This window comes from Frigoribacterium sp. PhB107 (assembly GCF_003751515.1).
Classification (GTDB): domain Bacteria; phylum Actinomycetota; class Actinomycetes; order Actinomycetales; family Microbacteriaceae; genus Frigoribacterium.
In genome coordinates, this window is the sequence record NZ_RJKU01000003.1 from 183,940 (window position 1) to 197,460 (window position 13,521).

A 13,521-nucleotide genomic window follows, 5' to 3' on the forward strand; every position below is an offset into this window, starting at 1 on the left:
CGCACGAGTTCCTGAGCCACGCAAGCCCGGTCACACGGTCCGGTGGGGCACGGTGAGCAGCATCGCCGGGCGCCGATCAGGCACGACATCTCAATCGACCTCGCCCGCTGCTGCCAATCTTCGCAGCGCGTCCTCTCAGGTCGGCAAGAGCCGAAGAGGCTAGTCCTCATGTAGGCGCGGCGATCAAAGCCTTCGACTAATCCGCCAGCCGACAGCAGACATCAAGAGGCGCCCTGCACCTCCGCGAGGACGGCCGCGATGCGTCCCGGCACCGACGCGTCCTGCAGGCTGGTCGTGTCGCCGAGCTCGCGCCCCTCCGACACGTCGCCCAGCAGCCGCCGCATGATCTTGCCCGAGCGGGTCTTCGGCAGGTCGGGGACGACGAGCACCGTCGCGGGCTTCGCCACGGGGCCGATCTGGTCGGCGACGTGGGCGCGCAGCAGGGGCGACAGCGAGCCCGGCGCCGACCCCGAGAGCGCGGCCCAGACCTGCGGTTCGGAGGCGTCGCCGGCGTCGCGCACCGCGCCTCCTGCGGGGCGGGTCGCGGGCACGACGAAGGCGGCGATCGCCTGCCCGGTGCGCGCGTCCGAGACTCCGACGACTGCCGCCTCGGCGACGAGGGGGTGGGCGACCAGCGACGACTCGATCTCGATCGTCGACAGGCGGTGGCCCGACACGTTGATGACGTCGTCGACCCGGCCGAGCAGCCAGATGTCGCCGTCGTCGTCGTACTTGGCGCCGTCGCCGGAGAAGAACCAGCCCTGCCGCCAGTACTTCGCCCAGTAGCTGTCGCGGTAGCGCTCGGGGTCGCCCCACACCGTGCGGGCCAGCGACGGCGGCGTCTGCTGCACGACGAGGTAGCCGCCCGCGCCGTTCGGCACGCGCTCGCCGACCTCGTCGACGACGGCGGTCGAGACGCCGGGCAGAGCGCGCAGCGACGACCCGGGCTTGAGCGTGTCGACGCCGGGCAGCGGCGCCATCACGGCCGCGCCCGTCTCCGACTGCCACCAGGTGTCGACGATCGGCAGCTCGCCCCGGCCGAGCTGCTCGCGGAACCAGACCCACGCCTCCGGGTTGATCGCCTCGCCGACGGTGCCGAGGAGGCGCAGCGAGCTCAGGTCGTGGTCGGTCGGCAGGCCGTCGGGGAACCACGACGCGAGCGTCCGCACCAGGGTCGGCGCCGTGTAGTAGGTCGTGACGCCGTAGCGCTCGATGATCTCGAGGTGGCGGGCGGGGTGCGGGGTGTCGGGCGTGCCCTCGTAGATCACCTGCGTCAGGCCGTTCGAGAGCGGGCCGTAGATCTCGTAGGTGTGTGCCGTGACCCAGGCGAGGTCGGCCGTGCACCAGTGCACGTCGTCGGGCTTCGCGTCGAACACGGCCCAGTGGGTCCAGCTCGCGGCCGTGAGGTACCCGCCGCTCGTGTGCACGAGGCCCTTCGGCTTCCCGGTCGTGCCGCTCGTGTACATGATGAAGAGGGGAGTCTCGGCGTCGAACGCCTCGGGCTCGTCCGTGTCTGGCTGAGGGTCGACCACGTCGTGCCACCAGAGGTCGCGGCCCTCGGTCCACGGCACGTCGGGGGTCTCGTCGCCGGTGCGCCGCACGACGAGCACGTGCTCGACCTGGTTCTCGCCGCTCACCGCGTGGTCGGCGTTCGCCTTGACCGGCACCGCAGCGCCCCGCCGGAACTGTCCGTCGGTGGTGACGAGCAGCTTCGCGCCCGTGTCCTCGACCCGGAACTTGAGCGCCTCGCCCGAGAACCCGCCGAAGACGAGCGAGTGGATCGCGCCGATCCGCGCGATCGCGAGCGTCACGACGATCGTCTCGGCGATCACGGGCAGGTAGACGACGACTCGGTCTCCCTCGCCGACCCCCAGGCTGCGGAGGCCGTTCGCGGCCTTGACGACCTCGCGCTGCAGCTGTGCGTAGGTGACGTCGCGCCGGTCGCCGCGCTCGCCCTCGACGTGCAGCGCGACCTTCTCGCCGTTCCCGGCCGCGACGTGGCGGTCGACGCAGTTGACGGCGACGTTGAGGCGGCCGCCCGCGAACCAGGTCGCCTCGGGCACCGTGAGGCTGCCGTCGGCGAGCTCGCGGACCGGCTCCCACGTGTGCGCCGTGTGCCACGGGGCCTCCCACTCGAGGCGGCGGGCCTGCTCCTCCCAGAAGGCGACGGGATCGGCCGCGGCACGCGCGTGCTCGGTGCTCGTGACGTTCGCGGCGGCGGCCAGCGCGCTCGGGGCCGGGAACGTCCGCCGCTCGTCGAGCAGGTTCGAGATGGTGTCGCGGGCGGTCGTGGTGGTGTCGCGCGGGGCCATCACCCGAGCGTACGGAGGCGCGGGCCGGCCCACCGGGCCTCCCGTCACGTCGCGTAACGCCGCGCTCGCCGCCTCCTCCGCCCCGCGTCGCACCAAGGCCCCGAGTGGTCAGATGCGGTCTTTCTGCTGCCGAGGAACGACCTGTCCTGACCACTCGGCTTCGGGCGGCGACGGCGAGCACGGCCGCAGCCGCGGGGCGGTGCGCGGGGTACGGGCGGGCAGGCCGCTTCGCGCACTCGTCACACGCCGGAAACACGGGGCCCCTAGTCTGGGGGACATCCGGCCTCGGGGGCCGCTCGACCAGGGGGCCGAGCGACCAGGCTCCTCGGGGCTCGCGCCCGTCGCCGTGCGCCCGACATCAGGAGTCACCACGTGATCAGATCCACCCGACGCCGGGGAGCGCGCTGGGCGACCGCCCTGGCTCTCACGAGCGCCCTCGTGCTCGCACCCACCGCCGCGTTCGCCGCCGACCCGGCCGTGTCGCCGGTCGGCGCCGACGGCACCGACACCGACGTCGCGGCGTCGGGTGCGTCCGACACGGCTGCCGCGGCCGCCGCCCCGACGGAGGCCGAGACGCCCGCGGTCGAGGCGCCCGCGGTCGAGGCGCCGGCCGAGACGCCCGCTGCTGAGGCCCCCGCCACGGAGGCGCCCGCCGCCGAGACGGAGGACGTGACCGCCGAGGTCCCCGCCGCGTCGGCTCTCGTGGCCGACGGCATCGTCATGAACTACGTCGTCAACACCACCGTGCGCAACGCGGACGCCGTCGCGGACGCCTCCGCCGCGGTCGTCGCCGCCGGCGGCGTGGTCCTCTCCCAGTACCCCGAGATCGGCGTCGTCACGGCCCAGTCCCGTGACGGCGACTTCCTCGCCACGATGCGCGGGACGGTCGGCGTCGAGTCGGCCGGGCCGACCCGCACGGCCGAGGTCGTCGACGACGAGGTCGAGGTGCCGGCAGAGGTGCCCGCGACCTCCGGCGCGACCGCGCCCGCCGCCGGCGCGACCGGCGCCGGCCCCCAGTCCCTCGACCGCCCCCTGGGCACCGAGGTCGCCCCGGTCGACCCGCTCGAGGCCCAGCAGTGGGACATGGCCGCGATCGGCGCCCCCGAGGCGCGGGAGATCGAGGACGGCGACGGCGTCGTCGTCGGCGTGCTCGACAGCGGCATCGACGTCTCGCACCCGGACCTCGCCGGTCAGGTCGACGCCTCGAAGTCGGTCGGCTGTGCCGTCAACGGCCAGCCCGACCAGTCGCAGGCCGCCTGGGTGCCCGTGGACGACTCCGAGTCGCACGGCACGCACGTCGCCGGCACGATCGCCGCGGCGGACAACGGCGTGGGCATCGTCGGCATCGCGCCGGGCGCGACGCTCGCGAGCGTCAAGGTCGTCAACTACGACGGCTTCATCTACCCCGAGTACGCGCTCTGCGGCTTCATGTGGGCCGCCGACCAGGGCTTCGACGTGACGAACAACAGCTACTACGTCGACCCGTGGGAGTTCTGGTGCTCGACCGAGGCCGACCAGGCCCCGGCGCTCGAGTCCGTGACCCGCGCCGTCGAGTTCTCCGAGCAGCAGGGCGTGCTCAACGTCGCCGCCGCCGGCAACTCGTCCTACGACCTCGCGAACAAGACGACGAACGACTCCAGCCCGAACGACACGACACCCGTCGAGGGTCGTGACGTCTCAGAGGGCTGCTCCGACATCCCGGCCGAGATCGACGGCGTCGTCACGGTGTCGGCCCTCCGCCTCGGCGACGACGGCCAGCCCGTCTTCGACTCCCGGTACTCCAACTTCGGCGCGGGCGTCATCGACCTCGGCGCACCGGGCTCGAACATCCTCAGCACCGTCTTCGGCGGCCTGTACGAGGCCTACAACGGCACGTCGATGGCCTCGCCGCATGTCGCCGGCGTCGCTGCCCTCCTCGCCGCGACCCACCCCGACGCGTCGCCCGCCGAGCTGCAGGTGCTGCTGAAGCAGCAGGCCACGAAGCGCGACGACCCGTCGCTCTACGGCGCGGGCGTCGTGAACGCCTTCGCGGCGGTCACCGAGGATCTCGTCCCGGCCCTCGGCCCGGTCGCGGCGGTCGCCGACGGCACGGTCCAGGCGGGTCGTCCCTTCCGCGTCCTCGGCGCGAACTTCGTCCCGGGCGAGACCGTCACGGTCACCGGCCCCGACGGGGAGCCCCTCGACGGCGAGTTCACCGCCGACGCCGAGGGCCGCCTCGTCGGTCCCGCGGTGCTCAGCCCCTTCCTCCCGGCCGGTGCGACGACGCTCGAGCTGACCGGCGACGCGGGCAGCCGCGCGACGCTCGACCTGCTGGTCGAGGAGGCGGTGGCCGGGCCTGCGATCACCGCTCCCGTCGACGGGTCCACCGTGGAAGCCGGCACCGTGACGGTCACCGGCACGGCCCAGCCGGGCGCCCTCGTCACGGTCGTCCTCGCCACGGCCGACCAGTTCGAGGGCTTCGAGCAGATGGTGACGCCCACGTCGCCCTCCGCCAGGCTCGACGTGGCGGGGGAGCCGGTCGCGTTCGACACGGACCTCGGCTTCTCGGTGTCGACGATCCAGACCGACGCGACGGGCGCGTTCACCGCCTCCTTCACCGGGGTCCCGGCCGGCGACTACGGCACCACCGCCCTGCAGGTCCTCGCCGACGGCACCTCGTCGACGTTCACCGACCCGGTGCTGTTCAGCGTCGCCGCGGCGGCCGTCGTGCCGCCGGTCACCGTGCCGGGCACCGGCGTCGCCCCCGTCACGACGCCCGCGGGCACCGGCGTCGTGCCGGTCGCCGCGACGCGTGACGGGGCCCTGGCCTACACCGGCTCGGAGCCGGGCGCGCCCCTGTCGGCCGCTCTGCTCCTCCTCGTCGCCGGTGCCGGCGCGCTCGTCGCGGCTCGTCGCCTGCGCCGTCGCGCCGACGTGCGGGTAGAGGGCTAGGCCGCAGGGTCGCCCTGCGAGCCTCGCTCGCGACGGAGCCGCTCGTCCTTCCCGGACGGGCGGCTCCGTCGCGTCGCGCGCCCCTCGCCCCGCCCTGCCCCTCTGCCCCTCCTGCCCCTCTGCCCGAGCGGCACCCCGTGCCTAGGATGGACGCCATGCCCTGCGCCGGACGGACCCCGTGACCAAGGCCCCCACCGTCTACGACGTGGCCGCCCACGCGGGCGTCTCGATCGCCACCGTCTCCCGCGTGCTCCGTCGTCCCGACGACGTGCGTCCCGAGACGCGAGCCCGCGTGCTCGACTCCGTGCGGTCGCTCGGCTACGTGCCGAGCGGCGCCGCGCGCGGCCTCGCGGGGCGTCGTCACGGCGTGCTCGGCCTGTTCCTCCCCGGGCACGACGGCATCGACCTGCCCGAGCCCGACTGGGAGCGCGTCGCGGACGCGAGCCGCATCCCGCTGATCGACGACCGCGAGGGGCGACCGACGCCTCCTGCGCCGACCGGCACCCACACCGGGACCGGCACCGATGCGGCGATCGACGCCCCCCGCACCGCGTCCAACCCGGCGAACCTGTACTTCGACGAGGTGCTCCGCGGCGCGGAGGTCGAGTCCTGGAGGCGCGGCTTCGCCCTCATGGTCGCCGCCGGTCGGGGCTCCAGCCGGGAGGTCATGCTCAACGACATCGCGGGTCGTGTGGACGGCCTCGCCGTCCTCGCCCAGACCGTGCCCGACGACCTGCTCGCGCACGTGTCGCGCCGCATCCCCGTCGTCGTGCTCGCCGACTCGCGTCCGGGCGACGAGCTCGACCACGTCAGCGTCGACAACGCCGCGGGCATGCGCGCCCTGACCGAGTTCGTCCTCGGCCGCGCGGCGGGCGGGGCGCGCGAGCCGGGCGACGCCCGTGGCCCGGTCGCCGACCTCGTCTACGTGGCCGGCCCCGGCGACTCTCCCGACGAGGCCGACCGGCACCGCGGCTTCGACCAGGCCGTCGCGGCGGCCACGGCGGCCGCCACGCGTCAGGGACACGGCCCGGTCCGCGTACGCGTCGAGCGCGGCGACTTCTCGCGCGAGGGCGGCAGGCGAGCCGGGGAGGCGCTGGTCGCCTCCTCCGCCCCGCTCCCGCAGGCCGTCGTCTGCGCCAACGACCAGTCGGCGCTCGGCGTGCTCGACGCGTTCGTCGCGCACGGGGTGGACGTGCCGGGCCGGGTCGCCGTGACGGGCTTCGACGGCATCGAGGCGGGCCGCTTCTCCACCCCGCGCCTCACGACGGTGCGCCAGCCGATGAACGACCTCGGCCGGGTCGCGGTGCGCACCATCGTGACGCGGCTGACCGACCCGACCGCGCCTCCTCAGCGGGTGACCCTGCCGGTCGAGGTCCTGCTGCGCGAGAGCTGCCCCGCCCGCTGACCCCCCCCGGGCCCGGCCCAGCCCTGGTCCCGCCCCGAACCGCGTTCCGGACCATGAACCGAGACAAAACGCGGTTCATGGTCCGGAACGCGGTTCATGCCGACCCACCGCGAGTGTGCCGCGGCACCGTTGCGCCGCAGCGATGTATGCGCTTACACTGACGATGCTCACCTCGACGACGAATGAGAGAACCGTGGCGATGACGCACACGCACAGACACCGCGCCCGAGCGCGCACCGCCGTGGCGGCCCTGGCCGCCGCCACCGCCGTGGTGCTCGTGGCCACCGGCTGCAGCATCCAGATCCGCAGCGAGCCCGACCCGACGATCGGCGCCGACACGATGCTGATCAACGCCGACAAGGGCAACCCGCAGTTCGAGCGGAACTTCAACCCGTTCCTCACGAACAAGCGCACCGCCTCCACGTGGATCTACGAGCCCCTGCTCGAGATCAACCCCCTCGACGGCGAGATCACGCCGTGGCTCGCGAGCGAGACGACGCTGCCCGACGCGCGCACGGTCGACATGACGATCCGCGACGGCGTCGAGTGGTCCGACGGCGAGCCGATGACGCCCGAGGACGTCGTGTACACGTTCGACCTGATCAAGGCGAACCCCGCGCTCGACCTCAAGGGCGCCTGGCAGCACATCGACACGGTCGAGCAGCAGGGCGACCACGTCGTCTTCCACCTGCAGACCGACGACGTCCCGGCGATGGAGATCATCGGCCAGACGACGATCGTCCCCGAGCACCTGTGGAGCGAGGTCGACGACCCCGCGACGTACCGCAACCCCGACCCGGTCGGCACGGGCCCGTTCACGCTCGGCAACTACTCGGCGATGCAGTACTCGATGGACAAGAACGAGTCCTACTGGCAGGCCGAGAAGATCGACATCGGACACCTGATCCTGCCCGCGACCAACAACCAGCTCGACACCGTCACGCGCGGCTACGACTGGGCGTACTCGTTCATCAGCGACGTCGAGGGCACCTGGGGCGCGGCGAGCGACACCAACTCGTACTGGTTCCCGCCGGGCGGTGTGATCGGCCTGATGCCGAACCTCACCAAGGCGCCCTTCGACGACCTGAACGTGCGGAACGGCATCGCGCTGGCGCTCGACCGCGACCAGATCGCCGAGTCGGCCACCGAGGGCTACCTCGAGCCGGCCGGGCAGACCGGCCTCATCCTGCCCAACCAGCAGGACGACCTCGACCCCTCGATCCCCGACGAGGGAGTGATCGGCCAGGACGTCGACGGCGCCCTCGCCGCGTTCGCGCAGGCCGGCTACACGCAGCAGGGCGACCAGCTGGTCGGCCCGGACGGCCAGCAGCTGCGCATCACGATCCTCACCGCCAACGGCTACACCGACTGGCTGAGGGCCGTGCAGGAGGTGCGGGCACAGCTGGGCGCGATCGGCATCGACGTGCAGATCCAGGCTCCCCAGCCTGCCGGCTACCAGTCGGCCATCGCCAACGGCGAGTTCGACATGGCGCTCGGCGGCATGGGCAACGGCAACACCTACCAGGCCTACAACACGCTGCTCAACAGCGGGTTCGCGACGCCGATCGGCGAGACGACGGCCTCGAACTTCGGCCGCTTCAGCGACCCTGCCGTCGACGAGCTGCTCGACGAGTGGAAGGCCGCGATCGACCCCGCCGAGCAGCAGCGGCTGTCGTACGCGCTGCAGAACGTCGTCTACGAGCAGAAGCCGGTCATCGGCCTCTACTACGGCGGCCTCTGGGGCCTGTTCAACGACTCCAAGTTCACCGGCTGGCCGAGCGAGAAGGACCCGTACATGGCCCCGCAGAACTACGACCAGGCACCGCTGCTGATCTTCACGAAGCTGAAGCGAGTCGACCAGGGCGGTGACGACCAGTGAAGTACGCAGCGCAGAAGCTCGGCCTCTTCGTCCTCACCCTGTGGGCGGCGGTGACGCTCAACTTCATCTTGCCGCGGCTGATGCCCGGCGACCCCACCGACGCCGCGATCGCGAAGCTCTCGCAGAACGGCCCCGTGACCGAGGCCACCCGAGCCGCCATCGAGGCCCAGCTCGGCGTGCCCGACGGCAACGTGCTGCAGCAGTACGTCGCCTACCTCGGCCAGGTCGTCCGGCTCGACTTCGGGACGAGCTACACGTTCTTCCCCGAGACGGTCGGGCACCTCGTCGGGCAGGCGCTGCCGTACACGCTGATCCTCGTCGGCGCGTGCACCGTGATCGCCTTCGTGGTCGGCACCCTGATCGGCGTCGCCGCGGCCTGGAAGCGCGGCACCTGGCTCGACTCGCTGCCGACGCTCTCGGGCAGCTTCATGAGCACGTTCCCGTACTTCTGGACGGCTCTGCTCCTCCTCTTCTTCCTCGGCTACGTGCTGCACTGGTTCCCGACCACGGGGGCCTACGGCGCGACGACCACGCCGGGCTTCACGCCCGGGTTCGTCGGCGACGCCCTGCTGCACGCGGTGCTGCCGGCGGTGACGATCCTCGTCACGAGCCTCGGCGGCTGGATCCTCGGCATGCGGAACGCGATGATCAACACGCTCGGCGACGACTACGTGACCTTCGCGGAGGCGAACGGCCTGAAGGGCCGGACGGTCGCCGTCCGCTACGCCGCCCGCAACGCGATCCTGCCGAACCTCACCGGCTTCGGCCTCGCCCTCGGCGGGGTGGTCGGCGGCTCGATCCTCGTCGAGCAGGTCTTCGGCTACCCCGGCATCGGCTACCTGCTGTTCAACGCCGTCATCGGCCAGGACTACCCGCTGATGCAGGCCCTCTTCCTGATGATCACCGTGAGCGTGCTCGTCGCCAACTTCCTCGTCGACATCTTGTACGGCGTGCTCGACCCAAGGACCCGCCGATGACCTCCACCGTGTCCGTCCGTCTCCCCGAGGGCGGCGACCCTGCCGGCCCCGCCGCCGAGCAGGCCGCGCCCAGCGCCTGGAAGACCGTGCTGCGCACCGCCGGCGTCGTGTGGTCGAACCCCAAGGCCAAGATCGGCATCGTCGTCCTCGGCGTCTTCGTCCTGATGGCCGTGTTCGCCCCGCTGATCGCCCCCTACGGCGGCAGCGAGAACGGGTTCGAGCGCAACCAGGACGCCTCCTGGGCCCACTGGATGGGCACGACCGCCGCCGGCGAGGACGTCCTCAGCCAGCTGATCTGGGGCGCCCGGATCAGCGTGTTCGTCGGCTTCGTGGCCGGCATCGCCGCGACGCTCGTCGCCGTCGCGATCGGCCTCAGCTGGGGCTACATGCGCGGCCCCGCCGCCGAGGTGGTCGGCTTCGTCGTCAACCTGTTCCTCGTCATCCCCGGCCTGCCCCTGATGATCGTGATCGCGGCCTACCTGCAGAACGGCGGCATCGCGGTCATCATCGCCGTGATCGTCGTGACCGGCTGGGCCTGGGGCGCGCGGGTGCTGCGCAGCCAGACGCAGTCGCTGCGGTCGCGTGACTTCGTCGAGGCCGCCCGGTTCTCGGGCGAGGGCGCGACCCGCATCGTGTTCCGCGAGATCCTGCCGAACATGACGTCGCTGATCGTCGGCTCGTTCTTCGGAGCGGCCACCAGCGCGATCCTGGCGGAGGCGGGCCTCGAGTTCCTGGGGCTCGGCGACTCGTCGATCGTCAGCTGGGGCACGATCCTCTACTGGGCGCAGAACTCCAACGCCCTGCTCACCGGGCAGTGGATCCTCCTGTTCGCCCCCGGCCTCTGCATCGCCCTGCTGGCGATGAGCCTCACGCTGATCAACTTCGGCGTCGACGCCGTCAGCAACCCGCGCCTGCGCGAGGGCACGTCCAAGAAGAAGGAGGCGCGTCGATGACCGCCGCAGACCTCACGAACCAGCCCGCCTCCTCGACGACGACGACCGCCGGCGACGCCCCGTTGTTGGACGTGCGCGACCTCAGCGTCGTCTACGAGTCGGCCGCCTCGACGCCGGTGCAGGCCGTCGACCACGTGTCGTTCTCCCTGCGCCGCGGCGAGTTCGTCGGCCTGGTCGGCGAGTCCGGCTCGGGCAAGTCGACGCTCGGCTACGCGCTGACGCGGCTGCAGAAGCCGCCGGCGCGCACCAACGGCGGCAGCATCGTCTTCGACGGCGCCGACATCCGCGACCTCGACGCCGAGGCCCTGCGGCAGCAGCGCCAGGGCGGCTTCGCGATGGTGCTGCAGTCGGGCATGAACGCGCTCAACCCGGTGCGCACGATCCACAAGCACTTCGTCGACATCTTCAAGGCCCACGGCCACGTGCCGCGCGAGCGCTGGGACTCCCGTGCCGCCGAGCTCGTGCAGAAGGTCGAGCTCGACCCCAAGGTGCTCGCGCGGTTCCCCGGCGAGCTGAGCGGCGGCATGCGCCAGCGCGTCTCGATCGCCCTCGCCCTGTCGCTCGAGCCGCAGCTGATGGTCTTCGACGAGCCGACGACGGCGCTCGACGTGCTCGTGCAGCACGCCGTGATGGACACGATCATCTCGCTGCAGCAGAGCGAGGGCTTCACGGCCGTGCTGATCAGCCACGACCTCGGCATCGTGCTCGAGGCGACCGAGCGGGTGCTCGTGATGCACGAGGGCCGCATCGTCGAGGACGGCCGCTCCGCCGACGTGCTCGCCGACCCGCAGCACGAGTACACGCAGATGCTGCTGTCGCACTACGCCGACCCCCGCGCCGAGGTGGTCTCGCTGCCAGGCTTCGAGGACAGGGCGGTGCGTCGAGCCAGGGGCGAGCGCCGCGTCGACACGACCACCAGCACGCCGAGCGTCGGCACGCGCAGCACGAAGGTCGCCCAGAGCGCGATCACCGTGACCGGCGTCAGCAAGACCTACGCGCCTCCTCGTCGCGGCGAGGAGCCCGTGCGGGCCGTCCGCGACGTGTCGTTCACCCTCGAGCCGGGGCAGTCGCTCGCGCTCGTCGGCCAGTCGGGCTCGGGCAAGAGCACCATCGCGCGCATGGTCACCGGTGTCGAGAAGCCGAGCGAGGGCACGATCACGTTCGGCGACGTCGACGTGACCAAGGTGCGCGGGCGCGGCCTCCGCGACCTGCGGAGCGACGTGCAGATGGTGTTCCAGGACCCGTACTCGGCCCTCAACCCGCTGCACACCGTCGAGTACACGCTCACCCGGCCGGTCGTGAACTACACGGGGCTGCGAGGGCAGGAGGCGCGGCGCCGCGTCCTGGAGCTGCTCGAGACGGTCGGCCTGACGCCGGTCGAGCAGTTCGCGGCGAAGCTGCCGCACCAGCTGTCCGGCGGTCAGCGGCAGCGCGTCGTCATCGCCCGCGCGCTCGCGAGCGACCCGCAGGTGATCATCGCGGACGAGCCCGTCTCGATGCTCGACGTGTCGCTGCGGGCCGGCGTGCTCGCCCTGCTCGAGGACCTCCGCGAGCAGTGGGGGGTCTCGATGCTCTACATCACGCACGACCTGCTCAGCGCGAGGCTCATCACCGACGACGTCATGGTGCTGCACGACGGCGCCGTGGTCGAGCGCGGCCGCACCGCCGAGGTGCTGCAGCGGCCGACCGACCCGTACACGGTGCGCCTGCTCGACGCCGTGCCGAACCCGCGGCGCACGCACCGCGCCTCCTGACCCGCCCGACCCCGCACCACCAGAACGGACACCCGATGCTGACCTTCCCCGACGGCTTCCTCTGGGGCGCCGCGACCGCCGCGCACCAGATCGAGGGCAACAACGTGAACTCGAACTGGTGGGTGCACGAGCACGCCCCCGGCACGACGATCGTCGAGCCGAGCGGCGACGCCGCCGACAGCTACCACCGGTTCCGCGACGACATCCGGATCCTCGCCGAGCTCGGCCTCAACAGCTACCGCTTCAGCATCGAGTGGGCGCGCATCGAGCCCGAGCGCGGCGTCGTCTCGAAGGCGGAGATCGCGCACTACCGCCGCATGGTCGAGACCTGCCACGAGTTCGGCGTCGAGCCGATCGTGACGCTGATGCACTTCACCGTGCCGCGCTGGTTCGAGCGCGACGGCTTCTGGCGCGCGCCCGACGCCGCCGACCTCTTCACGCGGTACACCGAGCTCGCGCTGCCCGTCGTCAGCGAGGGCGTGCGGTACGTCTGCACCATCAACGAGCCGAACATCGCCGCGATGCTCGCCGGGGGAGAGGACGCGTCGAACCTCGTCGCGTACGGCCTGCCGAACCCCGACCTGCAGGTCGCTGACGCGCTGCTCGCCTCACACAAGCGCAGCCGCGAGGTGCTCTCGCAGGTCGACGGCCTGAAGTCGGGCTGGACCGTGGCGACGCAGGCCTTCAAGGCCGTCGACGAGCCGGGCGCCGTCGAGAAGACGCGCGAGTACGGCTACGTCCGCGACGACTGGTACAGCGAGATGGCGGCGGGCGACGACTTCGTCGGCGTGCAGGCCTACACGCAGACCTTCGTCGGCCCCGAGGGCCCGCGACCGGTCGCCGAGGGGCTCGAGACGACCCTGACCGGCTGGGAGTTCTGGCCCGCCGCGGCCGCCGAGGGCATCCGCAGCGCCTGGGAACTCAGCGGCCACGTGCCCGTGATGGTCACCGAGAACGGCATCGCGACCGCCGACGACAGCCGTCGCATCGCCTACACGCAGGGCGCGCTCGAGGGCATCCACGCCACGATCGAGGAGGGCATCGAGGTGCTCGGCTACCAGCACTGGAGCGCCCTCGACAACTACGAGTGGGCCAGCGGCTTCCGCCCCACCTTCGGGCTCATCGGCTGGGACCGCGACACGTTCGAGCGCACGCCGAAGCCCAGCGCGCGCTGGTACGGCGAGGTCGCGCGGGCGAACGGCCTGCCCGCCGCGTCGTAGGGCGGTCGCACCGCACCGACAGTCGGGCCGCGGCGACGGTCGGGCCGCAGCGTCGGCCCGGCCGCGGCGACGGCCGCGCCGCCGCGACGG

At 72.4% G+C, this 13,521-nt stretch carries 8 protein-coding genes; 7 read left to right on the forward strand and 1 reads right to left on the reverse strand.

The genetic code is table 11. The features are described from left to right. Positions 1–221 precede the first annotated feature (221 nt). Complete coding sequence (acs, locus tag EDF18_RS14435; RefSeq protein WP_123548514.1) at positions 222–2,312, reverse strand: acetate--CoA ligase; 2,091 nt, start codon at positions 2,310–2,312, stop codon at positions 222–224. A 372-nt stretch (positions 2,313–2,684) separates the two neighbouring features. Between acs and EDF18_RS14440 the strand changes: the two genes are divergently transcribed. The 7 genes from EDF18_RS14440 (at position 2,685) to EDF18_RS14470 (ending at position 13,431) form a co-directional block, all read left to right on the forward strand. Beyond that, the gene (locus tag EDF18_RS14440; protein WP_148050106.1) at positions 2,685–5,243 is read left to right on the forward strand and encodes a S8 family serine peptidase; all 2,559 of its coding nucleotides are present in this window, start codon (positions 2,685–2,687) and stop codon (positions 5,241–5,243) included. Positions 5,244–5,421: 178 nt separating this feature from the next. Beyond that, positions 5,422–6,648, forward strand: a complete 1,227-nt coding sequence (locus tag EDF18_RS14445) for a LacI family DNA-binding transcriptional regulator (protein ID WP_123548516.1) — start codon at positions 5,422–5,424, stop codon at positions 6,646–6,648. A 199-nt stretch (positions 6,649–6,847) separates the two neighbouring features. After that, on the forward strand, positions 6,848–8,527 hold the full coding sequence (locus EDF18_RS14450) for an ABC transporter substrate-binding protein (protein WP_123548517.1): 1,680 nt from the start codon (positions 6,848–6,850) through the stop codon (positions 8,525–8,527). Further along, positions 8,524–9,504, forward strand: coding sequence for an ABC transporter permease (locus EDF18_RS14455; protein WP_123548518.1), 981 nt, complete (start codon positions 8,524–8,526; stop codon positions 9,502–9,504). The genes EDF18_RS14450 and EDF18_RS14455 overlap by 4 nt, the downstream gene beginning before the upstream one ends. After that, complete coding sequence (locus tag EDF18_RS14460; RefSeq protein WP_123548519.1) at positions 9,501–10,457, forward strand: ABC transporter permease; 957 nt, start codon at positions 9,501–9,503, stop codon at positions 10,455–10,457. Before EDF18_RS14455 ends, EDF18_RS14460 begins: the two co-directional genes overlap by 4 nt. Continuing rightward, entirely contained in the window at positions 10,454–12,211 is a 1,758-nt protein-coding gene (locus EDF18_RS14465) for an ABC transporter ATP-binding protein (protein ID WP_123548520.1), read from the forward strand. Before EDF18_RS14460 ends, EDF18_RS14465 begins: the two co-directional genes overlap by 4 nt. Positions 12,212–12,246: 35 nt before the next feature. Next, entirely contained in the window at positions 12,247–13,431 is a 1,185-nt protein-coding gene (locus EDF18_RS14470) for a glycoside hydrolase family 1 protein (RefSeq protein WP_123548521.1), read from the forward strand. Positions 13,432–13,521: the final 90 nt, after the last annotated feature.

What these genes read in the sequence shown, in the direction of transcription:
- acs (WP_123548514.1), bottom strand. Translation starts at nt 2,312, where the DNA reads ATGGCCCCGCGCGACACCACCACGACCGCCCGCGACACCATCTCGAAC.
- EDF18_RS14460 (WP_123548519.1), top strand. Translation starts at nt 9,501, where the DNA reads ATGACCTCCACCGTGTCCGTCCGTCTCCCCGAGGGCGGCGACCCTGCC.
- EDF18_RS14465 (WP_123548520.1), top strand. Translation starts at nt 10,454, where the DNA reads ATGACCGCCGCAGACCTCACGAACCAGCCCGCCTCCTCGACGACGACG.
- EDF18_RS14450 (WP_123548517.1), top strand. Translation starts at nt 6,848, where the DNA reads ATGACGCACACGCACAGACACCGCGCCCGAGCGCGCACCGCCGTGGCG.
- EDF18_RS14470 (WP_123548521.1), top strand. Translation starts at nt 12,247, where the DNA reads ATGCTGACCTTCCCCGACGGCTTCCTCTGGGGCGCCGCGACCGCCGCG.